Source organism: Clostridium sp. OM05-9, from assembly GCF_003481465.1.
GTDB classification, from domain to species: Bacteria; Bacillota; Clostridia; order Lachnospirales; family Lachnospiraceae; genus Coprococcus; species Coprococcus ammoniilyticus.
This window is the reverse complement of record NZ_QULF01000002.1, coordinates 409213-435654: the sequence shown is the minus strand read 5'-3', so window position 1 is coordinate 435654 and position 26442 is coordinate 409213. Positions and strand designations below refer to the sequence as shown.

General features: G+C 41.9%; 26 protein-coding genes. 23 read left to right on the top strand and 3 right to left on the bottom strand.

Features of this window, described 5'->3' with window-relative positions; translation table 11 throughout:
• Nucleotides 1-66 precede the first annotated feature (66 nt).
• Entirely contained in the window at nucleotides 67-2004 is a 1938-nt protein-coding gene (htpG, locus tag DXB77_RS05085; RefSeq protein ID WP_118662767.1) for a molecular chaperone HtpG, read from the bottom strand.
• 244 nt (nucleotides 2005-2248) lie between these two features.
• Nucleotides 2249-2734: a DUF5721 family protein gene (locus tag DXB77_RS05080; protein WP_008401024.1), complete on the bottom strand. Its 486-nt coding sequence runs from the start codon at nucleotides 2732-2734 to the stop codon at nucleotides 2249-2251.
• A gap of 188 nt (nucleotides 2735-2922) precedes the next feature.
• Between DXB77_RS05080 and DXB77_RS05075 the strand changes: the two genes are divergently transcribed.
• The gene (locus tag DXB77_RS05075) at nucleotides 2923-3315 is read left to right on the top strand and encodes a PH domain-containing protein (RefSeq protein ID WP_243100145.1); all 393 of its coding nucleotides are present in this window, start codon (nucleotides 2923-2925) and stop codon (nucleotides 3313-3315) included.
• A gap of 553 nt (nucleotides 3316-3868) precedes the next feature.
• On the opposite strand, the gene DXB77_RS05070 is transcribed toward DXB77_RS05075, so the two are convergent.
• Entirely contained in the window at nucleotides 3869-5110 is a 1242-nt protein-coding gene (locus DXB77_RS05070; RefSeq protein WP_117807492.1) for a peptidoglycan-binding domain-containing protein, read from the bottom strand.
• A gap of 237 nt (nucleotides 5111-5347) precedes the next feature.
• Between DXB77_RS05070 and DXB77_RS05065 the strand changes: the two genes are divergently transcribed.
• The 22 genes from DXB77_RS05065 (at nucleotide 5348) to hisF (ending at nucleotide 26295) form a co-directional block, all read left to right on the top strand.
• On the top strand, nucleotides 5348-5992 hold the full coding sequence (locus tag DXB77_RS05065) for a bifunctional precorrin-2 dehydrogenase/sirohydrochlorin ferrochelatase (protein WP_118484087.1): 645 nt from the start codon (nucleotides 5348-5350) through the stop codon (nucleotides 5990-5992).
• Between the two features lie 108 nt (nucleotides 5993-6100).
• Nucleotides 6101-6571 carry a ribosome maturation factor RimP gene (gene rimP, locus DXB77_RS05060; RefSeq protein WP_226801019.1) on the top strand — a complete coding sequence of 157 codons (471 nt, stop codon included), beginning with the start codon at nucleotides 6101-6103 and terminating at the stop codon, nucleotides 6569-6571.
• Nucleotides 6572-6595: 24 nt separating this feature from the next.
• Nucleotides 6596-7777, top strand: a complete 1182-nt coding sequence (nusA, locus tag DXB77_RS05055; RefSeq protein WP_021943980.1) for a transcription termination factor NusA — start codon at nucleotides 6596-6598, stop codon at nucleotides 7775-7777.
• A gap of 69 nt (nucleotides 7778-7846) precedes the next feature.
• Nucleotides 7847-8116, top strand: coding sequence for a YlxR family protein (locus DXB77_RS05050; RefSeq protein ID WP_008401017.1), 270 nt, complete (start codon nucleotides 7847-7849; stop codon nucleotides 8114-8116).
• Nucleotides 8106-8429, top strand: coding sequence for a ribosomal L7Ae/L30e/S12e/Gadd45 family protein (locus DXB77_RS05045; RefSeq protein ID WP_021943979.1), 324 nt, complete (start codon nucleotides 8106-8108; stop codon nucleotides 8427-8429). Before DXB77_RS05050 ends, DXB77_RS05045 begins: the two co-directional genes overlap by 11 nt.
• A gap of 3 nt (nucleotides 8430-8432) precedes the next feature.
• The gene (infB, locus tag DXB77_RS05040; RefSeq protein WP_118662765.1) at nucleotides 8433-11360 is read left to right on the top strand and encodes a translation initiation factor IF-2; all 2928 of its coding nucleotides are present in this window, start codon (nucleotides 8433-8435) and stop codon (nucleotides 11358-11360) included.
• Nucleotides 11360-11749, top strand: a complete 390-nt coding sequence (rbfA, locus tag DXB77_RS05035) for a 30S ribosome-binding factor RbfA (protein ID WP_008401014.1) — start codon at nucleotides 11360-11362, stop codon at nucleotides 11747-11749. Before infB ends, rbfA begins: the two co-directional genes overlap by 1 nt.
• The gene (locus tag DXB77_RS05030) at nucleotides 11739-12686 is read left to right on the top strand and encodes a bifunctional oligoribonuclease/PAP phosphatase NrnA (protein WP_243100144.1); all 948 of its coding nucleotides are present in this window, start codon (nucleotides 11739-11741) and stop codon (nucleotides 12684-12686) included. Before rbfA ends, DXB77_RS05030 begins: the two co-directional genes overlap by 11 nt.
• Nucleotides 12680-13612, top strand: a complete 933-nt coding sequence (gene truB / locus DXB77_RS05025) for a tRNA pseudouridine(55) synthase TruB (protein WP_118662763.1) — start codon at nucleotides 12680-12682, stop codon at nucleotides 13610-13612. The genes DXB77_RS05030 and truB overlap by 7 nt, the downstream gene beginning before the upstream one ends.
• A 14-nt stretch (nucleotides 13613-13626) precedes the next feature.
• Nucleotides 13627-14556 (top strand): bifunctional riboflavin kinase/FAD synthetase, encoded by a 930-nt coding sequence (locus DXB77_RS05020; RefSeq protein WP_117784784.1) that lies wholly within the window; start codon nucleotides 13627-13629, stop codon nucleotides 14554-14556.
• 95 nt (nucleotides 14557-14651) lie between these two features.
• A complete protein-coding gene (ylxM, locus tag DXB77_RS05015; RefSeq protein ID WP_165853025.1) occupies nucleotides 14652-15008 on the top strand; it encodes a YlxM family DNA-binding protein in 357 nt (118 codons plus the stop codon).
• Between the two features lie 32 nt (nucleotides 15009-15040).
• Nucleotides 15041-16387, top strand: coding sequence for a signal recognition particle protein (gene ffh, locus DXB77_RS05010; RefSeq protein ID WP_008401009.1), 1347 nt, complete (start codon nucleotides 15041-15043; stop codon nucleotides 16385-16387).
• Between the two features lie 41 nt (nucleotides 16388-16428).
• Nucleotides 16429-16674, top strand: coding sequence for a 30S ribosomal protein S16 (gene rpsP, locus DXB77_RS05005; RefSeq protein WP_021943973.1), 246 nt, complete (start codon nucleotides 16429-16431; stop codon nucleotides 16672-16674).
• A gap of 21 nt (nucleotides 16675-16695) precedes the next feature.
• The gene (locus DXB77_RS05000; RefSeq protein ID WP_008401006.1) at nucleotides 16696-16923 is read left to right on the top strand and encodes a KH domain-containing protein; all 228 of its coding nucleotides are present in this window, start codon (nucleotides 16696-16698) and stop codon (nucleotides 16921-16923) included.
• 70 nt (nucleotides 16924-16993) lie between these two features.
• Nucleotides 16994-17503 carry a ribosome maturation factor RimM gene (gene rimM / locus DXB77_RS04995; RefSeq protein ID WP_044945007.1) on the top strand — a complete coding sequence of 170 codons (510 nt, stop codon included), beginning with the start codon at nucleotides 16994-16996 and terminating at the stop codon, nucleotides 17501-17503.
• 17 nt (nucleotides 17504-17520) lie between these two features.
• The gene (gene trmD, locus DXB77_RS04990; protein WP_021943971.1) at nucleotides 17521-18246 is read left to right on the top strand and encodes a tRNA (guanosine(37)-N1)-methyltransferase TrmD; all 726 of its coding nucleotides are present in this window, start codon (nucleotides 17521-17523) and stop codon (nucleotides 18244-18246) included.
• Nucleotides 18247-18326: 80 nt separating this feature from the next.
• On the top strand, nucleotides 18327-19028 hold the full coding sequence (locus DXB77_RS04985; RefSeq protein WP_118662761.1) for a response regulator transcription factor: 702 nt from the start codon (nucleotides 18327-18329) through the stop codon (nucleotides 19026-19028).
• Nucleotides 19003-20610 carry a HAMP domain-containing sensor histidine kinase gene (locus tag DXB77_RS04980; protein ID WP_243100143.1) on the top strand — a complete coding sequence of 536 codons (1608 nt, stop codon included), beginning with the start codon at nucleotides 19003-19005 and terminating at the stop codon, nucleotides 20608-20610. The genes DXB77_RS04985 and DXB77_RS04980 overlap by 26 nt, the downstream gene beginning before the upstream one ends.
• Nucleotides 20611-20677: 67 nt before the next feature.
• On the top strand, nucleotides 20678-22582 hold the full coding sequence (locus tag DXB77_RS04975; protein WP_008401000.1) for a DNA gyrase subunit B: 1905 nt from the start codon (nucleotides 20678-20680) through the stop codon (nucleotides 22580-22582).
• Nucleotides 22583-22599: 17 nt separating this feature from the next.
• Nucleotides 22600-24879, top strand: a complete 2280-nt coding sequence (locus DXB77_RS04970; RefSeq protein ID WP_118662759.1) for a DNA topoisomerase (ATP-hydrolyzing) subunit A — start codon at nucleotides 22600-22602, stop codon at nucleotides 24877-24879.
• Nucleotides 24880-24917: 38 nt separating this feature from the next.
• Nucleotides 24918-25529: an imidazole glycerol phosphate synthase subunit HisH gene (gene hisH / locus DXB77_RS04965; RefSeq protein ID WP_118662758.1), complete on the top strand. Its 612-nt coding sequence runs from the start codon at nucleotides 24918-24920 to the stop codon at nucleotides 25527-25529.
• Nucleotides 25530-25533: 4 nt separating this feature from the next.
• Nucleotides 25534-26295, top strand: coding sequence for an imidazole glycerol phosphate synthase subunit HisF (gene hisF, locus DXB77_RS04960; protein ID WP_118484078.1), 762 nt, complete (start codon nucleotides 25534-25536; stop codon nucleotides 26293-26295).
• The last annotated feature ends 147 nt before the right edge of the window (nucleotides 26296-26442 follow it).

The window sequence follows — 26442 nt, the reverse complement described above, 5'->3', positions numbered from 1 at the left end:
TATTATAATGGGGCTTATGGTCTGTATAGGGGCAATCCCTGTGTTTTATATTTTAAATGAATGGCATTATTTTGCCAGAATGCTTAAGATCTCGTTGCTTCTTGCGACGAACTTGGTCATGGCATCGGCAGATAATGGTCTGTTGGCAAGAACTGCCAAGTCATATAACTGACAGCAGATGGTAGGAGTGTTCTCGCCCTCTGGGTTGTCAAGGACATATTTGACCAGATTATTGTTGGCATTTAATACCAGTGTTTCACCCTTGCCGCCGAACATGGCAGGATCCATGCCCATACCGGCCATACCATACATTTTCATCATTTCCTGCATACGTCTGGATTCTTCAGATAAGGTCAGCATAGAAGATAAGTCTTTATTCTTTAATGCTTCTACCTTGATCGTGATATTTTCGACATCCAGTGCTTTCTTGAAGAGTTCGGTCAGCTTGTCGGTATAATCCTTTGCTGTTTCTTCGGATAATGATTCATCTACAAAATTATCGGACAGATCTGCATCGATTCTGTAGAAATGTACATTTTCATTTTTCTGTTCCAGAAGCGTGATAAATGGGCTGTCAATCGTCTGTGTCATGATCAGGGCATCCATGCCTTCCTCTTTGAACATGTTAATGTACTGTGACTGAGCAACTTCATCCGTAACATAGAAGACTTTGTTTTCGTATTTTTCTTTTCCGGCTTCCAGATATTCCGGCAGAGTCAGGTATTTGCCTTCCAGATTCTTATAGATACAGAAATCTTTCATCTTCTCTAAGAATTTCTCATCTTTTAAGCAGCCGAATTTGATAAATGGGTTGATATCATCCCAGTATTTCTCATAATCTTCTCTGTGAACCTTATACATACCGGATAATTTATCGGCAACCTTCTTTGTGATGTAATCGGAGATCTTCTTAACAAATCCATCATTCTGTAGAGCACTTCTGGATACGTTCAGCGGAAGATCCGGACAGTCGATAGTACCTTTTAACAGCATCAGGAATTCAGGGATAACTTCTTTGATGTTATCAGCTACGAATACCTGGTTGTTATACAGCTTGATCGTTCCTTCCAGATTATCGTACTGGGTATTGATCTTCGGGAAGTACAGAATGCCTTTCAGGTTAAATGGATAGTCCATGTTCAGGTGGATCCAGAACAATGGATCTTTGTAATCATGGAATACTTTATGATAGAAGTCTTTGTATTCATCGTCTGTACAGTCATTTGGATGCTTGGTCCAGAGAGGTGTTGTAGTATTTAAAGGCTTTGGTGCTTCTTTTTCTTTCTTTTCGGCAGCATCCTTTGTTTCATCGGTTTCAGCAGTAGCTTCTTCTGATGCTTCAGCTTCGGTTGCCTTTTCTTCTTCATCTTTTGCAGGGGCATCTGCATTTGTAAAGTAGATCTCTACAGGCATGAAAGAGCAGTATTTGTCAATTACTTCTTTGATACGGTATTCATTTGCAAATTCATAGCTGTCTTCATTCAGATACAGGGTGATAACAGTACCTCTGGTTTCTTTGTCGCCTTTATCCATGGAGAAGTCCGTTCCGTTCTCACATTCCCAATATACAGGTTCTGCGTCCTGTTTGTAGGAAAGGGATTCGATCGTTACCTTATCGGCAACCATAAATGCGGAGTAGAAACCGAGTCCGAAATGACCGATGATCTGTTCCTCTGTTGCCTTGTCCTTGTACTGCTCAAGGAAAGCAGCAGCACCGGAAAATGCAATCTGATTAATATACTTTTCGACTTCTTCAGCAGTCATACCGATACCATTATCAATAAACTGTAAGGTCTTGTTGTCCGGGCTTGCGATCACATCGATACGATAAGGTTCGTCCGGTTCGTCAAATTCGCCCATCAGAGATAATTTCTTTAATTTTGTTACAGCATCACAGCCGTTTGAGATTAATTCCCGGACAAAGATATCATGGTCGGAATATAGCCATTTCTTGATGACAGGGAAAATGTTTTCGCTGTTAATTGATAAACTTCCTTTTTTCATAAAAATGCATCTCCTTATATAAATTCTATATTATTCCAGTTGTCAGAACAAATCGGAATACGCAAATATCTATATATGTGTAATGCGAGAAATATCTGCCCTATCTGTTCTGTGTTATCACTAACAGGTATCATAAATCAGAAAAAAATAGAAGTCAAGACAAAATTAGCACTCAAATATGTCGAGTGCTAATAATTCATAAATATTTTATGGTTTATTTAGAAATGAGTGCTGTAGCAGGTGGTTAAAAGATCTGATTCTGTTTAAAAAAAGCAGATACATTTGCATCCCAGATGTTTGCAAGTGTTTTATCCATGGAGAAAATGTTCATGGATGCCATCGTTGTAAGTGAGATCTTTTCTCCGTCAAAGTAGATGTTTAAAGACAGATTTGCAATGTCGGATGTCGTGAGATTCAGATGGTTCTGTTCAATGATCCGGTTAATGTTCGCGTCTGATAAGATCAGCACGATCTTGAAGTTTAATGGGAGTTTATTGCCCTTGATGACATTGAAGATATGATGTCTGACAGCCCCCCATGTCGTATAAGTCTTTGAGGTCATTTCTTCCAGTTCTTCCGTATCAAAAAAAGATGGATTCAGTCTGCCGTCGATCGTATAAGAAACGTCAGAACGGACATAGGCTTCCACTAGCAAAAATGTGTCAAAGACCGGTTCCATCAAAAGCTTTTTAACGAAGTTTTTTGTTTCAGTAATTTCTATATTAAGCATATAAAGCTCTTACCTCCCTGCAATAAACAACGGATTGCGATAAAATTCTTGCCTCTAGTTTACAGGAAAAGAGGAAAGGTTGCAATCGGAAATCTGAAAACAGCCGGATGAGAAAATCCATTTGTTGAACTTTAGCGGGAGGTGTGTTAGTATTTTTACAGATTTATAAAAATATGGGAGGTTTTGAAATGGCAGAGATTATATGGAAGGATCGCAAACGTATATTTTTCGGATTACCATGGACATTTACAAAGTACAGCTTATCAGAGGATCGGTTATTTATCAGTACGGGGTTCTTCAGTGTGCAAGAAGATGAAGTACGACTTTATCGCATCATGGATGTTTCATTGGAACGTAAATTATGGCAGAGAATGTGCGGACTTGGAACGATCAAATGCTGTTCCGCAGATAAGACAATGGGAGATTTCGAGATCAAGAACATCAAGAAGTCCAGAGAGGTCAAGGAAATGTTATCAAATATGGTAGAAGATGAACGTACCAAAAAGAAGGTTTCCAGCCGTGAGTTCATGGATCATGAACGCGATGAATTCGACGATTACGACGACCACGATACATATTAACGAGGACGATCAAAAGTACGTTGCTGCTTTATACGATAGTAGTTTGCTTTGATCGGTAATGTAAGATCGTATTTGGTTGTTCAGCAAGAGGTATGCTTTGATGATTAAATGAGAGCTGATATTACATATTATTCCGCAAGACGCTTTCGCTCTACCTTCGACGTAGTGGTACATAAGGCTGCAAAAGACGCAGCCTAAGTACCAACGCTCAGGCAGGCTTGCTTCATAATAGTAATATCAGTTCTCATTTTAAATTATAAGGTAAAGTGATTGCTGAACAACCAGATACGATCTTTTACGATATGAAAGCAAGATACCATGATATAAAAGCAACAACGCATTTTTGATCTGTCTGTGGAATCAAGTATCGAAGAAGAATATATCTTATTATAGACAGACAGAGTCCACTGCATACCTTTATGGAGCAGACCTTTTTTCACGTCGGTCCTTAACGAGTCACCGAAGGTGAGGAGGTTAGTACCGTTACGTGAAAAATAGAACGCAAGTGTTCTGCGTAATAAAGGGTATGGCAGGGGTCTCTGTCGTCAGAAAATCAGATATTCTCGGCTATCTTGGTGACGCCAACGTAGATTTGGGAGACTTTGTACCAGGTGGAGTAGTCGGTGATGCCGGTAACGGGCAGGTCGAAGATCTGTTGAAAGCGTCTGACGGCATCGGCAGTGGCAGGTCCATAGATGCCATCGGCGGCAACAGTTGGTATGGATGGATAATTCTGTGCGATACGATTTAACTGCTCCTGAAGCTGACGAACCTTGTCACCGGTTGCGCCAATTGACAGATCATATCCCGGATAAGAGGATGGAATACCGGCAATGGTTTCGGCAGAGTTGATATAAATGGAATCGCCATAGTAGTAGCGTAAGATCTCTATCGCAGACAGTCCCTGATCGGCAAGATACTTGGAACCCCATTGGGTCATCCAGTTTGGACAGGTGACCCGTTTCCCGTCACAGTATTGTGTAAAGATCGGTTGGGTGACACCCGGCCTTGATAGATAATTGGCAAATTGTTCATCAACGATACGGGAGATATTTTTATATATTGTCTTGTTATAGATCCATTTCTGATCGTAAGCGGTTGAAGATGTGATCGTAAAATCGTATCCCTTTCCACGATACCATTCTGTATAGACACGGTTTAAGGTGAAGGACATAATTGCAAGGATGTTGGCTCGAAGGGAAGCATCCGGCCATGTGGAGTAGATTTCATTTGATGCAACATTCTTTATGTAGTCTTTGTAAGGTACATAGTAGTCGATTGCAGTTGGGTCGGAAGGAGCTCCATCATGTACCACGATGGTTTCCGGAATCACGACACGGCTTAAGACGATCTCGCCTGTCTCTGCAACTGTTTTAATCTCATCCTCAGCAATCTTTGGCGGATATTCTTCCCAGAGGGTATGAGCACCGATCACCGTTGGGTTATAGCTCGATTGGTCAGTATCAGAAACACGCAGCTTAACTGACTGAATGCCCTTTTCGTCGGTAAACATCTGTACACCGGAGATGATACGTGGTTCAAATCCGGGTGCATTGATTTTCAGATTGTATTCGGAATATGGCTGGTTGTCAGATGGTTCCATGCTGTATTCCAGTGGAGGAGTTTCAAGGGTGATGCCATCGATGATACCGTCGCTGTCTGTTTGCCGTTCCTCTATAACTTCATCCGGAGTTCCGGTTGATGCGACAGAAACGACCGCACCGGTTACCGGATATGCAGTCTGTTCCGAGATGATCCTGATTTTTAATGTTCCGTTATTGTTTCCATTTGCCATTTTAGTAATCCTGAATTATAATCTGTTTATTATATGAGACAAAATCATATTTCATGCCAATAATACTTTATCAATGCAGAAGCAGGAAAGAATGTATGTTATGCGTGGTGTAATGATCGTTTAGAAGATTTAAACGACAGAAACAAGTGTTATGCATGGTATATAATGATGAGGTATATGAAAAAAGAATTTATTGAAAAGTAATATAAAAGAAAAGAAGCGACAGGAGGTTTCACTATGGCATATTTTCCAATGTTTATCAATCTGGAAAACAAAAAAGTAATCGTACTTGGCGGAGGAAAGACCGCACTTCGAAAGATTAACTCTCTGATAAAGTTTGACTGTAAGATCGCAGTTATCGCACCGAGGATCTGCGATGAGATCAAGACAGTACCAGGAATCAGTGTACATGAGTCGAATATGACATTAGATGCGCTTGATACGGCAGATATGGTAATTGCAGCGACTAAGAGGGATGATGTAAATGCTAAGATCGGAAAGTATTGTAACGAACATAATATTCCGGTCAATGTAGCAGATAACAAGGATGTCAGCAGCTTCCTGTTCCCCGGAATTGTTATGCGTGAAGACTTGGTGATAGGGGTCACAACAGGAGGCTACAGTTCAAATGTAGCAAAGGAGATCCGTAATATGATCGAGAAGCTGATTCCTTATGAGTATGGAACCTTGACCAGAAAGATGGGAGCATACCGAGAGATTGCGTCCATTAATATCAAGGATGCTTATTTAAGGGAAATGGCACTGGATGAGATCATCAAACAGGCAACCAGCAATAAGTATATGATCGATGACCGAAAGGCAAATAAGATTCTGGATCGTTATGCGAAGGAAGATGAGCTGAGAGCGAAGGGTATGCGATAAAAAATACTTGCATTTTCCTTATAACGTGTTATAATCTTGTTTTAGTAAGATTATGGTAACTATTAAGAGTGGGTTTTGGCCCACTCTTAGTTTTTGTAGAAAGGTGGTATTGCTACGAAGAAAACAGATATTGAAGCAAAAGCAACAGAGATGGTTCTGCCGATCATTGAAGCAAATAACCTTGAATTGGTTGATGTGGAATATGTAAAAGAAGGCAGTGATTATTATCTGCGGATCTATGCAGATAAAGAAGGTGGAATAACGATCGGAGATTGTGAGATCGTGAACAGAGCCATGAGTGATCTGCTGGATGCAGATGACTTCATTAAGGATGCCTATATTCTTGAGGTCAGCTCTCCGGGGCTTACAAGACCATTAAAGAAGGAAAATGACTTTAAACGGAGTATTGGCAAGATCGTAGAGATCAAGACATATACCAAGATCGATAACTGTAAAGATTTTGAAGGTGAACTTACAGCGTACGATGAAGAAACAGTTACCATTTTGACAGAAGATGAGAAAGAACTGAAGATTGCAAGAAAAGATATATCGATGATAAGACTTGCATTTGTATATTAATAAAAGAAGCGGGAGGATAAAAAAGTGTCAGAAATTATCGAAGCATTAAATCAATTAGAAAAGGAGAAAAACATCAGCAAGGATATTCTGCTGGATGCGATCGAAAGATCCTTAAAGGCGGCCTGCAAGAAGGACTTTGATACCGATGAGAATATCGATGTTGTTATGGATCGTGAGACCGGTGAGTTTCATGTATATGCGAAGAAAGAGGTTGTAGAAGAGGTTGAAAGACCTGCGACACAGATTTCTCTGGAAAAAGCTAAGATGATGAATTCCAAATATGATCTCGGAGATATCATCAACATCGAGATCACAACAAAGGATTTCGGAAGAATCGCAGCACAGAGAGCAAGAAATGTAATCGTTCAGGCAATTAATGAGAGCGAAAGAGATGCGATCTACGATCACTTCTATACAAAAGAGAAGGATATCATCACAGGTATCGTTCAGAGATATGTTGGAAACAACATCAATGTCAGTCTGGATGATAAGACAGAAGCAATATTAAAAGAGTCTGAGATGGTTCCCGGCGAAGTATATAACAGAGGTGACCGTATCAAATTATATGTAACAGAAGTAAAGAAAGGCTCCAGAGGACCTAAGATCACAGTATCCAGAACACATCCTGATCTGGTAAAGCGTTTATTTGAAAAGGAAGTAACCGAGATCGCAGACGGTACAGTAGAGATCAAGAGCTCCTGCCGTGAGGCCGGTTCCCGTTCCAAGATCGCTGTTTATTCTCATGATGAGAATGTAGATCCGGTAGGTGCATGTGTAGGTGTAAATGGAAGCCGTGTTAACAACGTAGTAGAAGATCTGAACGGTGAGAAGATCGATATTATTTGTTGGGATGAGAATCCGGCAATCTTCATCAAGAATGCATTAAGTCCATCAGAGGTTATTGCAGTTGATGTAGATCTGAATGAAAAGAGCGCATTTGTCGTTGTACCGGATTATCAGTTATCACTTGCAATCGGTAAGAAAGGTCAGAATGCAAGACTTGCTGCAAAGCTGACAGGATATAAGATCGACATTAAGAGTGAGTCACAGGCAGAAGAGATGGGATATTTCTCAGAAGAAAATGATGACTACGAAGAGCCGGAGCAGGAAGAAGCATTTGACAATATTGACGATATCGTTGATGGTTCTTATGAAGAATCTCTGGAGCAGCAGGATGCAGAAGAAGTAAAAGAAGACGAAGAATAAAATGAAGTTCTGACCGGGTACCATGCCGATTGGAACGGAGATAAATATATAAGCATAGGAAGTGATGTTATGGCAAAGAAGATACCGCTCAGACAGTGCCTTGGTTGTAATGAGATGATACCGAAAAAAGAACTCATCCGTATCGTGAAGGATAATGAGAATAATTTTGCGATCGACCTGACCGGCAAGATGAATGGACGGGGGGCATATATATGCCGTAAGGCAGAGTGCCTGAAAAAAGCTATGAAGAGTAAATCTCTGGAACGCTCATTCAAGATGCAGATTCCAAAAGAGGTTTATGAGAAACTGGATAAGGAGTTAGAGGCAATTGAACAGTAAGAAGATTTATTCCATGATTTCCTTATGTGCAAAGGCCGGAAGGCTGGTAAGTGGAAACTTTTCAGTAGAAAAGGCCGTAAAAAACGGAAGCGCATGTGCTGTGATCGTGGCATGTGATGCAGCCCATAATACAAAGAAACTATTTGATCAAAAATGTAATTTTTATGAGATTCCATATTTTGAATTTGGAGACAAAGACAGTCTGGGAAAATTCGTTGGAAAAGAATTCCGGACGTCGATCGCGATCTTAGATGAAGGATTTGCGAAACAGATCATAAAATACATGAGTTTGAGTGAAAATATGGAGGTGTAACTTTTGACGAAACTGAGAGTACACGAATTGGCAAAAGAGCTGAATATAAGCAACAATGAAATCAAAGCAATCCTTGGCAAAAATGGTATCGAGATCAAGAGCCATATGTCGGCTGTTGATGAGAATATGATCAATATCGTTAAGAAGGCATGCGGAACCGGTACAAAGAAAGCAGATGCGCCGGCAGCAAAGCCTGTACCGGAAAAGAAGTCGGAGGACGTAAAGGCGGCAAAGACAGCACCGGAAAAGGTTCAGAAAGAGATTTCTGTAAAAGAAGAGCCTAAGAAAACGGCTGTAAGAAATGATCGACCGGCTACAGGGGAAGCGAATAAGCCGAAACAGGGTAAAGATGAGGGACATACGAGATTTGTCAGAGATGACAGAAACAGAAATAATTCCGACAGACAAAATAATGAGAGAGTAAGATTTAACAATAGTGAGCGTATGAATTCTGATAAGACAAGATTTGGCGACAAGCAGGGAAATGACAGACCAAGATATAACAATGACAGAAATAACGGTGACCGTGTAAGATTTACAAATGGTGATAGAAATAATTCTGACAGATCGAGATATAATAATGACAGAAACGGTAATGACAGAAACAATTCCGACAGACCAAGATACAACACTGACAGAAATAACACTGACAGAAATAACAATGACAGACCAAGATACAATAATTCCGGTGACAGAAATAATTCTGACAGACCGAGATTTAACAATGACAGAAATGGTCAGGACAGAGGAAGATTCTCAAACAATGGCCGTGGTGGTCAGGATCGTGGCAGATTTTCAGGCAATGGAGATCGTCAGGGTGGCTTTGACAAGCCGAAGTTCGGTGACAGACCGGATAACAGAAACAACCGGTTCAACAATAACAGAAACAATACTCCGATGGGATTTGGCAAGGATGACGAGGATGATAATAATAACAATCAGAGAAGAAGTCCAAAAGCAAATACCCGTAAGGATTTTGAAGCAAAAGAGATGCCGGGCAAAGATTTAAAGAGCCAGAACAGAGACAATTATAACAGAGATAAGAATAAGCCTCGTAAGGGCAACAGAAGATCTCCGGAAGAGGTTGAGGCAGATATCAGCAGACTGGCTAAAAATGTCAGAAACAAGCATCATCAGCCACAGCAGCCACAGCAGCAGGCAGAGGATAAGGAAACGATCCGTACGATCACACTTCCGGAGGTTGTAACGATCAAAGAACTTGCAGACATTATCAAAGAGCCTGTAAATGCGTTGATCAAGAAGCTCTTCCTTGCAGGTAAGATGTATAACGTGAACTCTGAGTTAGACTTTGAAGCAGCAGCAGAGATTGCGTTGGAATATAATTGTATTGCTGAAGAGGAAGAAAAAGTTGATGTGATCGAGGAGCTCTTAAAAGAGGATGAAGAAGATGAGAAGGATATGGTTTCCAGACCACCTGTTGTCTGCGTTATGGGTCATGTTGACCATGGTAAAACATCCCTTCTTGATGCGATCCGTAAGACAAATGTAACATCAGCCGAGGCCGGTGGTATCACACAGGCGATTGGTGCATCTGTAGTAGAGATCAACGGACAGACGATCACATTCTTAGATACACCTGGACATGAGGCGTTCACAGCTATGCGTATGCGTGGCGCACAGTCTACCGATATTGCTATCCTTGTTGTAGCAGCAGATGATGGTGTTATGCCACAGACGATAGAGGCTATTAACCATGCAAAGGCAGCCGGTATCGAGATCATCGTTGCGATCAATAAGATCGATAAACCAAGTGCAAATATCGAGCGTGTAAAGCAGGAGCTTACAGAATATGAACTGATCCCTGAGGACTGGGGCGGATCAACGATCTTCTGTCCGGTTTCCGCACATACAGGTGAAGGACTGGATAATCTGCTTGAGATGATCCTGTTAACTGCAGAGGTTCTTGAGTTAAAGGCAAATCCAAACAGAAATGCCCGTGGTATCGTAATCGAAGCAGAGCTTGATAAGGGACGTGGTCCTGTTGCAACTATGTTAGTGCAGAAGGGTACACTTCATGTAGGAGATTATCTTGCAGTCGGATCTTCCCATGGTAAGGTTCGTGCAATGCACAATTCAAAGGGTGTCCGTGTAACAGAAGCAACTCCATCCACTCCGGTGCAGATCCTTGGTCTGGATACAGTTCCATCAGCCGGTGAGATCTTTATGGCGGTTGATAATGAGAAGGAGGCAAGACAGATTTCCGAGACATACATTTCGCAGAGCAGAGTGAAGATGCTTGCTGAGACGAAATCCAGAATGTCACTGGATGATCTGTACAGCCAGATCCAGGCAGGTAATGTCAAGGAACTGAACATCATTATCAAAGCTGATGTACAGGGTTCTGTAGAGGCTGTTAAGCAGAGTCTGTTAAAGCTTTCAAATGATGAAGTTGCAGTAAAATGTATCCATTCCGGTGTTGGTGCGATCAACGAGTCAGATATCATTCTGGCATCCGCATCCAATGCGATCGTAATCGGTTTCAATATCCGGCCGGATGCAAGAGCAAAAGAGACAGCAGAGACAGAAGGTGTAGATGTTCGTTTATATAGAGTCATCTACAATGCAATTGAAGATATTGAGTCTGCAATGAAGGGTATGTTAGATCCTATCTTTGAAGAACAGGTAATTGGTCATGCAGAGATCAGACAGACCTACAAGGCTTCCGGTGTCGGTATGATCGCAGGTTCTTATGTATTAGATGGTATCATCAACCGGAACTGCAGCGTAAGAATAACCCGTGAAGGAAATCTGATCTACGAAGGCAAGATGGCTTCCTTAAAGAGATTCAAGGATGATGTGAAAGAAGTTAAGTCAGGATTTGAATGTGGTATTGTTCTTGAGAACTTTAATGACATTCAGGTAGAGGATCAGATTGAAGCATATCAGATGGTAGAGGTTCCAAGAAAATAATGAGAAAAAACAGTGTAAAAAATACAAGAATTAATGCAGAGGTTCAGAGAGAACTCTCACGGATCATCAGCAGAGAGATCAAGGATCCTCGCATTAATCCGATGACATCCGTAGTAGAGGCGGTTGTAACACCGGATCTGAAATACTGTAAGGCATACATCAGTGTCCTTGGAGATCAGGATTCCGTAAACTCCACACTGGAGGGACTGAACAGTGCAATGGGATTTATCAGAAGAGAACTTGCACATTCCATTAATCTCAGAAATACACCTGAGATCACATTTATCATGGATCAGTCGATCGAATACGGTGTAACAATGTCCAAAAAGATTGATGATGTTGTAAAAGACATCGAAGATGATGAGGATGATACAGAAAATGAAGAATGATTTTCTTACCATGATCGAGCAGGCAGACACGATCGCTATAACCGGACATGTACGTCCGGATGGCGACTGTGTAGGCTCAACGGTTGGATTATATAATTATATCATCAGCAATTATGATAAGCAGGTACAGATCTATCTGGAGGAATTCTCCAAGGATTTTCTCTTTTTACATGATGCAGATAAGATCAGTCATACACCGACAGATCAGGTCTATGATCTGTGTATTGCGGTGGATTGTGGTGATAAGGAAAGACAGGGAGATTTTCTTCCGATCTTTGAACATGCGAAGCATACAATGTGTGTGGATCATCATATCTCCAATCCGGGATTTGGTGAGGTATGCTATGTGGATGCAGAAGCGTGTTCCGCGGCAGAAGCACTTTATAAGCTGGTGGAACAGGATAAGATTAATAAGAATGCTGCAGAAGCACTCTATATGGGAATTGTACATGATACAGGCGTATTCAAACACAGCAATACAACAAAGAGTGCGATGAGTATAGCGGGTGATCTGATCGAAAAGGGTGCAAATCCGTCATTTATTATAGATGAAACCTTCTATAAGAAGACATTTGTCGCAAATAAGCTGCTTGGAATCGCTCTGACAAAAGCAGAGCAGCATGCAGATGGCAGGATCATCAGCACAGTGCTTGAGGCAGAGGATTTCCGAAAAAGTGGTGCAGGTAAGATCGATACGGATGGTATCGTCGATCAGCTTCGGATCACAGAGGGAACGGAAACGGCGGTATTTATCTATCAGACGGGAGAAGATGAATACAAGATTTCACTTCGGTCGAATAATATCGTTGATGTAAGCAGGATATCCTGCAATCATGGCGGTGGTGGCCATGTTCGTGCTGCAGGTTTCAGCATGAAGGGAGATATCAAAGAGATCCTTGCTGGCGTGATAGAGGAGATTAAGGAACAGTTATGCTAGACGGCTTTTTAAATGTATACAAGGAGCAGGGCTATACATCATTTGATGTAGTAGCCAAGCTTCGTGGTATTTTAAAACAGAAGAAGATCGGTCACACAGGCACACTTGATCCGATGGCGGAAGGTGTGCTTTTGGTGTGTCTTGGACAGGCAACAAAATTAAGCGAAATGCTGATCGATAAGGATAAGACATACCGTTGTGTCATGCTGCTCGGAAAGACAACAGATACAGAGGATGTAACAGGAAAAGTCCTTACAGAGACAGCAGATATCCCGGACGAAGCATCGGTAATAGAAACGGTAAACAGCTTTATCGGTACTTATGACCAGATACCGCCGATGTATTCGGCTATCAAGGTAAACGGCAAAAAGCTCTATGAATATGCCAGACAGGGAATTGAGATCGAGCGGAGCCCGAGAGAGGTAACGATCTTTGAATTAAAGATAGAAGATGTGTCGCTTCCAAGGGTTACATTTACCGTACATTGTTCCAAGGGAACGTATATTAGAAGCTTATGCCGGGATATCGGAGAAAAGCTTGGTTGCGGAGCAGTCATGGAGAAGTTGGTCCGTACTGAAGTGAAGAATTTCAGGGCTGAAGACAGTCTGACACTTGCGGAGATCGAGCAGGCGAGAGATCAGGGAACGATCGGATCATATGTAATGAAGAAAGAGCTGTTGCTGCCGGAATATCCGGAGCTTCATATCGGTACAGATGAATATGCAAGAAAGCTGTTAAGAAATGGAAACAAACTTCAGCTGTCCCAGTTTGCGGAAGCTGTGAGTCCGGAAACGGTTACAGATGTTCCGGGTATCCGTGTCTATGATGAAACGGACAGCTTTGCTGCGATATACCGGTATGAAACGGAAAAGGGCAGCTGCCAGCCGGTAAAGATGTTCCCGAAGAATGCAGAGACAGATAAATGATAGGATAGAAGACAATGCAGCATTATTTTAATCAGAAAGATATACAGATCAATACAGAAAAAGGTTCCGTCGTTGCACTTGGCAAGTTTGACGGTTTTCATCAGGGCCACAAGCTGCTGCTTGACGAGGTGCTTCGTTTACAGAGGGATGGATATACCGGAGTCGTATTTACCTTTGATATTCGTAAAAATTCGATCTTTGATGTAGATAAGCTTCAAAGCATCATAACCTCGGAAGAAAAATGTATGCTTGCAGAACAGATGGGAATCGATGTACTGGTGGAGTATCCGTTTGATGATGCATTTGCATCGATGGAACCGGAAGCTTTCGTAACGGATATCCTTGTAAAAAGGTTACATGCCGGATATGTAGTCGTAGGAACCGATTACGGATTCGGAAAAAAGAAACGCGGGAATGTAGAGCTTCTGCGGAAGATGGCCGGCGAATACGGCTATCAGGTGATCGTGATAGAAAAGAAAAAGATCCATGATGTTATTGTAAGTTCCACTTATATCAGAATGTTGATCAGTGAGGGAAAAATGGAAGAAGCAGAAACCTTCCTTGGCAGACCTTATTTTCTGTCCGGTCATGTAGTGCATGGCAGAGAGCTTGGCAGGACGATCCAGGTTCCAACGGCAAATCTGCTTCCAAAGCATGGGAAAATCTATCCGGTGACGGGTGTTTATGCATCAAGGATACATCTGGAGGACGGCAGGGTCTGTTATGGGATCACGAATATCGGAGACAATCCGACGGTGAATACAGATCGCAGGGTAACGATCGAGACGCATATCTTTGATTTTGATGAGGATATCTATGAACAGAAGCTGGTCGTGGAATTGTTATCCTTTATTCGCGGAGAGCAGAAATTTTCAGGTGTTTCAGAATTAAAAGCACAGATGCTTGCAGACATGGAAGTGGCAAAACAGAGGATATTCGGATAAAAATTAATTTGTCAAGATATTTTACTTGACAACGATGCAGGCATGGTATAGAATAACCCATGGTAAAGGGAAAATACTTTACAGGCGGTGATTGTATGGAGAAAATAGTCAGACAGTCTTTATTATATGATTTTTATGGAGAGCTTTTGACGGAGCATCAGAAAGCAATTTATGAAGATGTGGTCAATAATGATATGTCCTATTCCGAGATTGCCAGAATGAATCAGATCAGCAGACAGGGTGTCTATGACATGATCAAGCGCTGCGATAAGATCTTGGAAGAATATGAAGATAAGTTACAGCTTGTTGATAAATTCATGAAAGCGAGAAAACAGGTCGAGAAGATGAAAGACTGCATTTCGGAGCTGATGGAAGAGAATCAGGATGACAGGCTGAATTTGAAGATAGAAGCAATCGACCGGTTATCGGATCGGATACTGGACGAGTTTTAGTAGATGAGTGTTAGGAACGAAGGGAGATATTCATGGCTTTTGACAGTTTATCTGACAAGCTTCAAAATGTTTTCAAGAAACTGAGAAGCAAGGGTGTTCTTACAGAAGATGATGTAAAAGAGGCAATGAAAGAAGTAAAGCGTGCTTTACTGGAAGCCGATGTAAACTTCAAGGTTGTTAAATCATTTATCAAAGCTGTAAGTGACAGAGCTGTTGGTGAAGAAGTCCTTAAGGGTTTGAATCCCGGACACATGGTCATTAAGATTGTAAAAGAAGAGATGGATAAGCTGATGGGTTCTGATGTAACAGAGCTGAAATTACTTCCGTCAAATGAGATTACAGTCATTATGATGTGCGGTCTTCAGGGTGCCGGTAAGACAACAACGGCTGCAAAACTTGCATATCAGTTTAAGAATAAAGGCAAGAAACCATTGTTAGTTGCCTGTGATGTATACAGACCGGCTGCGATCAAGCAGCTGCAGATCAATGGTGAAAAGGTTGGCGTGCCTGTCTTTACGATGGGAGATAATCATAAGCCGCTTGATATTGCCAAGGCTGCGATCCTGCATGCAGAAAAGAATCATATGAATCTGGTATTTATCGATACTGCCGGACGACTTCATGTAGATGAAGATATGATGGATGAGCTTGCGGAGATCAAGGAAAATATCAATGTTACATATACAGTTCTTACCGTTGATGCGATGACAGGACAGGATGCTGTCAATGTTGCAACGACATTTAACGATAAGATTGGTATAGATGGTGTGATCCTAACGAAGTTAGATGGTGACACCAGAGGTGGTGCGGCACTTTCCATTAAGGCTGTTACCGGAAAGCCGATCCTGTATGCAGGAATGGGTGAGAAGCTGACAGATCTGGAACCATTTTATCCGAGCCGTATGGCGAGCCGTATTCTTGGAATGGGTGATGTGGAATCGCTGATCGAGAAAGCACAGAATGCGATCGATGATGAGAAAGCGAAAGAGATGGAACAGAAGTTCCGGAAAGCATCCTTTGATTTCAATGATTTTATGGAACAGATGGATCAGCTTGAGAAGATGGGTGGAATCGGAGACCTGCTCTCCATGATGCCCGGAATGTCCAGTCAGATGAAGAATGTACAGATCGATGAAGATGCAGGCAAGAAGCCGAAGGCGATCATTCAGTCCATGACACCGAATGAGAGATGTCTGAAGGATCCGATCTCACCATCCAGAAAGAAACGTATTGCAGACGGCGCGGGCGTTCAGATCGCGGAAGTCAACCGTTTCTTAAAGCAGTTTGAACAATCCAAGAAAATGATGAAGCAGATGTCCGGTATGATGGGTGGCAAGAAACGCCACGGTGGATTCAAGCTTCCGTTTGGATTTAAATAAATTTTTATATTTTATATTTTATTTCAGGAGGAACAAACAAAATGGCAGTAAAAATCAGATTAAGAAGAATGGGTTATAAGAAGCATCCTTTTTACAGAGTAATCGTTGCAGATTCAAGATCCCCAAGAGATGGTAGATTCATCGAGGAGATTGGAACATATGATCCTAACCAGGAGCCAAGCGTAGTAAAGATCGATGAAGAAGCAGCTAAGAAGTGGCTTCAGACAGGTGCTCAGCCAACTGAGACTGTTGCTAAGTTATTCAAGCAGGCAGGTATTGAAAAATAATATCACCAGGGAGGTGTTTAAATGAAAGATTTAGTTGAAATCATTGCAAAATCCCTAGTAGATCATCCAGAGCAAATATCTGTTACTGAGACAGAGAAAGACGATATAATTAAAGTTGAACTGACTGTTGCACCAGAGGATATGGGCAAGGTTATCGGAAAACAAGGCAGAATTGCCAAATCCATCCGTACAGTTGTAAAAGCAGCTGCTTCAAAGGGTGACAAAAAGGTAATTGTAGATATTAAGTAGTACAAAGATCTTTTTGGGGGAGTTATCATAACTCCCCCATTTTTAGTTATAGTGGAGGAAAGATATAATTTTGGAAGACAGACTGAGAGTGGGTGTGATCACAGCACCGCATGGTATCAAGGGAGAGGTAAAAGTATATCCGACAACGGATGACCTGAATCGATTTAAAAGCCTGAAAAAGTGTTTTCTGGTATCAGGCAGCAAAGAGATTGAAACTGAATGTACATCCTGTAAATTTTTAAAAAACATGGTAGTTTTGAAGTTTGCAGGGTATGATAGTATAAATGATGTAGAAGCTTTAAGACAGTATGATATTCTTGTAAACAGAGAGGATGCCGTAGCCTTAGAGGATGGTGAGTTCTTTATCTGTGATGTGATCGGATCAAAGGTATACGATCAGAATGACACAGAGATCGGTGTGATCGATGATGTACTGGAGACGCCGGCGAATCATATCTTTGTTATAAAGAAAAAAGGACAGGACGATATCTACGTTCCGGTTGTAAAGGAATGGGTAACAGATATTGATACGGTAAATAAAACGGTAAAGGTACATCTTCTGAAAATCGCAGAAGATTAGAACGAATGGAGAGAATGATGAATTTTTATGTTCTTACATTATTCCCCGATATGATCATGGACGGGCTTAGAACCAGTATTACCGGCCGGGCGATGGAAGCAGGGCTGATCCATATTGAAGCAGTGAATATCAGGGATTTTACAAAGGATAAGCATAAGCATGTAGACGATTATCCGTATGGCGGCGGAGCCGGAATGGTGATGCAGGCGGAGCCGGTTTATAATGCCTATCAGTATTTGTGTGAAAAGACAGGAAAGAAATTAAAGGTTGTATATATGACACCGCAGGGACGGACATTTACACAGAAGGTGGCAGAAGAATTTGCCGTTGAAGATGATCTGGTGCTTTTATGCGGACATTATGAGGGTATCGATGAACGTGTGCTGGAGCTGATCGTAACGGATTATGTATCGATCGGTGATTTTGTCTTAACCGGCGGTGAGCTTCCGGCAATGGCAATCATTGATACTGTATCCAGACTGGTTCCTGGGGTATTGAACAATGATGACAGTGCGGAGATCGAATCCTTTCATGACGATCTGTTAGAATATCCACAATATACAAGACCGGTAGAATTCATGGGGAAGAAGGTTCCGGATGTGCTGCTTTCCGGTCATCATAAGAATATAGAGGCATGGAGACTGGAACAGTCGATCAGCCGGACAAAAGAACGGCGACCGGATCTGTATGCGAAATATGAAGCAAATCACCCGGTTGTGGAGAAGAAAAAGAGAAAAAGGTAAATTTCCCGATTGAAATTCACATTTATGACATAGATGTTTGTTAGAATACAGCAAGAAATGGAAATAACAGGAGGTCGCATATGGATAGTATAAAGATATTGGTAGTTGACGATGAGAGCAGAATGCGTAAGTTGGTCAAGGATTTCCTGAGTAAGAAAGGATATATCGTTCTGGAAGCAGGAGACGGTGAAGAAGCGGTTGATATCTTTATGAATAATAAAGACATCGGACTGATCATTTTAGATGTTATGATGCCGAAGATGGATGGCTGGGAGACCTGTAAGGAGATACGGAAGTTCTCACAGGTTCCGATCATCATGCTGACTGCAAAGTCAGATGAAAGAGATGAACTTCTGGGATTTGAACTTGGTATTGATGAATATATCACGAAGCCGTTCAGTCCGAAGATCCTGGTTGCCAGAGTAGAAGCAATCTTAAGAAGAACCAGTGATGTACCGGCTGACAGTGTGATCTCAGCAGGCGGTATCACGATGGATCTTGCAGCCCATATCGTAACGATCGATGGAGAACCGATCGAGCTCAGTTATAAAGAATTTGAGCTGTTGAATTATTTTATGGTGAATAAAGGAGTTGCATTATCCAGAGAGAAGATACTGAATAATGTATGGAATTATGATTATTTTGGAGATGCCAGAACGATCGATACCCATGTAAAGAAGCTCAGAAGCAAGCTGCAGGATAAAGGTGACTATATCAAGACGATCTGGGGCATGGGATATAAGTTCGAGGTGGATGATGAGAAAAAGGTCGATAAGGAGTAAGATAACACTTTGTCTGATGGCGATCATTACTGTGATGATCCTGCTGTCAGGCATTTTGTCCGTTATCTTCATTAAAAAATATTACTACAATGAACTGAAAAATAATCTGATCCAGACCTATCAGGAATGTGATGCTTTTTTCAAAGATTCATCAAATAAGAACAGAGATGGCAGCTATGACCTTGACAGCATGGAGAGCCTGCTCGAGAATAAATCCGATGCGATGATCTATATTGTGGATGATGTTCATATGAAGATCTATACAACGGTAAATGAGGATACGGCTGTATTTAACAATCTGAAAAGTATCGGTGAGTTCCTGATGTTCTCAGACAGTATAGATGCGAATAATTCTCAGATCGAACGGGAAGAGGTCGAGAAGCATAAGGATTATAAGATACAGATCACAAAGGATAAGGATACAGCTCAGAGTTATTTTGATCTGCTCGGATTTCTGGATAATGGATTTGTTATTATCGTGCGTACCACAATTGCCAGAGTGGATTCCACGATCCAGACAACGATCAAATATTTTATGGCTGTACTGATTACAACAGCAATCATCAGTTGTATTCTGATGTATTTTGTCAGTGAGATATTTGCCGGACCGATCAAACGGCTTACCAGGGTTGCAAAACGAATGGCAACTCTTGATTTTGATGCAAGGATCGAGCATCCGTCTAATGATGAGATCGGTGAGCTGTCCTGTTATATGAATGATCTGTCGTATAAGCTGAATAAGACGCTGACGGAGCTTAAGGAGACAAACCAGAAGCTTCAGGTGGAAATTGATGAGAAGATCAAGATTGACGAGATGCGTAAGGAATTCCTGTCACATGTATCACATGAATTAAAGACACCGATCGCACTGGTACAGGGTTATGCAGAAGGCTTGCGGGATAATATCAATGATGATGAAGAAAGCAAGAACTTTTACTGTGATGTCATTGTTGATGAAGCAAACAAGATGAATAAGCTGGTAAAGCAGTTACTTGATCTGAATGAGATAGAATTCGGGCAGAACCGAGTGAATAAGGAAATGTTCAATATCGTTGATCTGATCCATAATTCCATCGATTCGTCTGCAATCCTTGCAGAGCAGAGTCAGGTTATGATCGTTTATGATGATGTAGATCCGATCAATGTCTATGCGGACGAATTCATGATCGAAGAAGTCTTCCGTAATTATCTGACAAATGCGATCCATTACTGCTATAAAGAGAAAGAAGTCCGTGTCTGGACAGAAAAATATATGTATGAAAAACCGGGAGCCACATATGAAGAAGGATCGATCCTTGGAAATCTCCGTGTCTATGTATATGATCAGGGACCAAATGTACCGGAGGGCGAACTGGAGAAGCTGTTCATCAAGTTCTACAAGGTAGATAAGGCAAGAACCAGAGAATATGGCGGAAGCGGCATTGGTCTGTCCATTGTCGCGGCTACCATGCAGGCACATAAGAAGTGTTATGGTGTGTATAATGTAAAAGATGGAGTTGTATTCTATTTTGATCTGGATATTATTGGGGAGACAGACGATATCGAAGAAAAAATCGGTATTGAAAAGAAAGAAACAGAATAATTTCTTTGCAAAAAAATGGAATACAGAATATACTAATCAATGATTATGTGGATAGAGAGGAAATGTTATGTCGTATAGTGCAAAAAATATAGAGGTGCTGAAGGGACTGGAGCCTGTAAGACTCAGACCGGGTATGTATATCGGTAACACCGGAAGAAGCGGTCTGAACCATCTGATTCAGGAGCTGATCGATAACTCCGTGGATGAGCACCTTGCAGGTTATTGTAAAAATATATATGTCAGTATCAATGAAGACGGTTCAGCGACCGTGTCAGATGATGGACGGGGTGTTCCTGTTGATATACATGAGACAGAGGGAATACCTGCAGAACGTGTCGTATATACCGTACTGCATGCCGGTGGTAAGTTCAACAGCTCCACATATAAGATCAGTGGTGGTCTTCATGGTGTAGGTTCTGCTGTTGTAAATGCATTATCAAAGAAGCTGCTGGTTGAGGTCGCAAGAGACGGATATCTCTACACGGACAGCTATGAGTATGGCGTTCCGGTAACGGAGCTGACTCCGGAAGGAAATCTGCCGCGTACCCGGTTAAAAGAGAAACGAACCGGAACAAAGGTAACCCTATATCCGGATGATACGATCTTTGAAACAGTAAAATTCAAAGCCGATGCGATCATGCAGAGAATCAAGGAAACGGCATATCTGAATCCGGAGCTTACGATCACATTTCATAATAAGAGAGACGGCAAGGAACCGGTCGTATTCCATCAGCCGGGCGGTCTGTCCGCATTTGTAGAGGATATATCGGAAGGACTTACACATACTTCACCGATCATTGCGATCAGTGGAGAGAAAGAGAATATAACTGCTGATATCGTATTCGTTATGACAGAGGATGGGGAAGAAAACATCATCGGTTTTACAAATAATATCACGAATCCGGAAGGCGGAACACATGTAACAGGTTTTAAGTCAGGATTTGCAAAGCTGATCAATTCGTATGCAAGAAATGAGCTTGGGTTATTAAAGGAAAAGGATGCGAACTTAAGTGGTGCGGATATTCGTTCCGGTATGCAGGCGATCATATCTGTAAAGCATCCGGATCCGCAGTTTGAAGGGCAGACGAAGACGAAGCTGTCGAATACAGACGTTACAAAGGCAGTCGATGATATTGTAAAAGAACAGCTTACCGTTTATTTTGACCGTAATTACGATGTCTTAAAGGATATCTGTGATCGGGCAGTCAGCCTGTCTAAGAAGAAGGCTCTGGAAAAATCCAAGATCAATCTGAATAAATTCTCCTTTGAAGGAAATGGAAAGCTTGCCAAGCAGGAATCCAATGATTCGTCCAAATGCGAGATTTTCATAGTCGAGGGTGATTCTGCCGGCGGCTCTGCTAAAACAGCCAGAAACCGTAAATATCAGGCGATCCTGCCACTTCGTGGTAAGATCTTAAACGTAGAGAAGAAAACAGTAGCCAAGGTTCTTGAGAATGCCGAGATCAAAGCACTTATTAATGCATTTGGATGCGGCTTTATGCAGGGCTATGGCAACGATTTTGATATTAATAAATTAAACTATGACAAGATCATCATTATGACTGATGCCGATGTCGATGGCGCGCATATCGCTACATTGCTTCTGACATTTTTCTATCGGTTTTATCCGGATCTGATCAATGAGGGTCACATCTATATCGCAATCCCGCCGCTTTACAGAGTGGGCGAGGGCAAGCATATGCAGTATCTGTATTCAGATGAAGAACTGAACCGTTATCGAAAGAAGCATACCGGTAAATTCACGATCCAGCGTTACAAAGGTCTTGGAGAAATGGATGCAGACCAGCTCTATGAGACAACGATGAATCCGGAGAGCCGTGTGTTAAAGCAGGTATCGATCAACAGTATCGTGGAAGCAAATAAGCTGACACAGACGTTGATGGGAACAGAAGTAGCACCGAGACGAGAATATATTGAGACACACAGTACAGATGCAGTGCTTGATATCTAAGAGGAAAGAGGAAATCTATGTCTGAAAAAATCTTAAATGTTGATTATGAAAGTGAAATGGGACAATCCTATGTAGATTATTCCATGAGCGTTATAACAGAACGTGCGCTCCCTGATGTCAGGGACGGTTTAAAGCCGGTACAGCGTCGTATCCTGTATTCATTAAATGGTCTGGCAGGTTCAGATAAGCCACATCGTAAATGTGCGAGAATCGTCGGTGATACGATGGGTAAATATCACCCACATGGAGACAGTTCAATTTATGAAGGTCTTGTAAATATGGCGCAGAACTGGAAGCTTCCGATCCCGCTTGTAGATCCGCATGGTAACTTCGGTTCGGTAGATGGCTCTGGTGCAGCGGCAATGCGATATACCGAGGCAAGAATATCCAAATACACCGAGGATGTCTGCATGAAGGATCTGTCTTTCTTTAAGGATCAGTTTATTCCAAACTTCGACGGAACAGAGACAGAGCCTACATTTCTTCCGTTTCAGGTTCCGAATATCCTAGTCAGTGGTTCGACCGGAATTGCAGTTGGTATGGCAACCAATATTCCGACACATAATCTCGGAGAAGTGATCGATGCAACCGTGATGTATCTGAATGATCCGGAAGTACCGCTTGAGGATCTGTTAGATGTGATGAAAGGACCGGATTTTGCAACCGGCGGCATCATCAATGCATCCAAGGAAGATCTGATGCAGGTCTATGAAACAGGACTTGGCAGGATCAAGGTCAGAGGTAAGGTGGAGATCCGTGATATCGGTCATGGAAGAAAAAGTATCTGTGTAACCGAGATCCCATTTACGATGATCGGTGGAACAGCGAAGTTCTTGGATACGGTTGCAGAGCTTACCAGAAACCGTGAATTACCGGCCGTTGTAGATATCGCTGACCGTGGAGATAAGAACGGAGAATGTTTGTGTATCGATGTAAAGAAGGGTACAACAGATGAAGAAATCCGGAATATCATTAATATTTTATATAAAAAGGCAGGACTTGAGGATACCTTTGGTGTAAATATCAACTGTATTTATGACGGCAAGCCGGAGGTCATGGGACTGAAGCGGATCCTGTCAATCTATACAGATTTCAAATACGGACTATACAATACCAAATACACGAAGTTGTTAGAAAATCAGATGGAAGTACGGGAGATCAAGACCGGTCTTCTTACAGCGGTTGACTGTATCGACCTGATCATAGAGATTCTGCGTGGAAGTAAGAAGGTAGCGGATGCAAAGGCATGTCTGATGCATGGAGATACCTCCAATATTACATTCCGGTTCAAAGGTTCAGAGGCAGATGCAAAGTTCTTATGCTTTACCGAGAAACAGGCAGATGCGATCCTTGCCATGCGTTTACAGAAGCTCATCGGTCTGGAAGTAAATGCCCTTAAGAAAGAACTGGAAGATGCAGAGAAGCTGATCAAGAAGTATTCAAAGCTGCTTGAAAGCAAGAGCAATATGAAGAAGCAGATGATCGCAGATATGTTAGAGATTAAGGAGAAATATGCGATTCCAAGAAAGACTATGATCGCAGACTGTGGCGAAGTTGTCGTTAAGAATGCACAGGCGGTCGAGACAGAGGTTGCTGTACTTCTCGATCGTTTCTATTATATCAAGGTCGTTGATGCCAATCTTTATGATAAAAACAAAGCGCAGATCGACAAAGACTACCGGTTCTCATTCAAATGTAAGAACACAGAACGTGTCGGTGTATTTGCAGATAATAATCAGATGTATATGATCAAGGTTGCTGATATCATCAAGCTTCAGGCAAAGAAGAATACCGGTAAAAAGGGAAATGGTTCCGGTCTGATCGGCAGATTGTCGGATAAGGGTATTCAGATCTTTGAATTCTGCAATATGAATGGAAATGAAAACATATTATATATGTGCTGCATCGAGCAGATCATAGATAAGAACCTGTTATTTGTGACTAAGCATGGCCAGGCAAAGCTGGTTCCGGGAAATAACTACGATGTACTTCGTAAGATGATCGCGGCATCCAAGCAGGAAGAAGATATCATCTTTATCCATGATGCCGAGATGGAAGATTTCATCGTTGTAAAGAGTATGCTTGGCTACTATGCAAGAATCCAGATCAGCGAGATCCCGGTCAAAGGAAAAGGTGCAGGCTGCATCCGCCTGGTGAACATCACCGACGATGACGAGATCGAAGAAGTAGCAGTCGGCAGCACAAAGGACAGCTTCTTTGTAGATAACACAGAGGTCCTGTTTACACGAATCAAAGCATGTAAACGTGGCAGTAAAGGAACAAAGCTGCGGTTGTAGGGAAGAAAACATAGAGAAAGGTTAAAACGGAAAAACAAATGATAGCGATTATTGATTACGATGCAGGTAACATCAAAAGCGTCGAAAAAGCCGTACAATTTCTTGGCGAAGAAGCCATAATTACAAGAGACAGGGATGTCATTATGGACAGCTCTGGAGTTATTCTTCCGGGTGTTGGAAGTTTTGGCGATGCAATGGGAAAAATCAATGAATATGGATTGAAAAATGTTATTTATGATGTCGTTGATTCGGGAAAACCATTTCTGGGTATCTGTCTTGGACTTCAGTTATTATTTAAGACAAGCGAGGAGACACCGGGAGTAACAGGATTGGGAATCGTAGATGGACAGATCCTTCGGATTCCGGATGCACCGGGACTTAAGATTCCACAGATCGGATGGAACTCACTTGATATCAATCCGAAAGCAAGGTTATTTAAAGGACTTCCGGAACATCCATATGTATATTTCGTTCATTCGTATTATCTGAAGGCAGATCATGAGGAAGATGTAGCTGCATCCACATTTTACTCAAGGAATATCCATGCTTCGATCGAACATGGCAATGTATTTGCCTGCCAGTTCCATCCGGAGAAAAGTTCAACCGTTGGACTTCAGATCCTGAAGAATTTTATAGAATTGGAGGCGTGATCATATGCATACAAAGAGAATTATTCCATGTCTGGATGTCAAAAACGGACGTGTTGTTAAGGGTATAAATTTTGTAAATCTGATCGATGCAGGCGATCCGGTTCAGGTAGCTTCTGCTTACGATAAAGCAGGCGCTGATGAGCTGGTATTCTTAGATATCACAGCATCCTCCGATCAGAGAAATATCGTAGTAGATATGGTCAGACGTGTGGCAGAGACGATATTTATTCCGTTTACTGTAGGCGGAGGAATCCGAACAGTAGATGATTTTAAGGCAATTCTTCGTGAAGGTGCAGATAAGGTATCTGTAAATTCAGCCGCAATCGATAATCCGAATCTGATTGCAGAAGCAGCCGACAAATTCGGCAGCCAGTGCGTTGTACTTGCCATTGATGCCAAGAGACGTCCGGATGGTGGGTGGAATATCTTCAAACATGGCGGTAGAATTGACTGCGGTATCGATGCAGTAGAATGGGCAATGAAAGCAGTTGAACTCGGTGCAGGGGAAATCCTTCTTACCAGTATGGATTGTGATGGTACGAAAGCCGGCTACGATATCGACCTTACCAGAACGATTGCAGAGAATGTAAATGTACCGGTTATTGCTTCTGGCGGTGCAGGCACCAAAGAACATTTCTATGATGCATTGACAGAAGGAAAAGCAGAAGCTGCACTCGCGGCATCATTATTCCATTACAAAGAGCTTGAAATATCAGATTTGAAGAAGTATTTAAATGAACGTGGCATCCCTATGCGGATGATGTAAGATATTATCTTACTATAAGAACAAAATACATGCAGAAAAAAGGGTAAATAAAAACAGCTACAAATATCTCTATGAAGCAGACCTTTTTTCACGTCGGTCCTTAATGAACCGCGAGAGCGGTGAATTTAGTACCGTTACGTGAAAAAC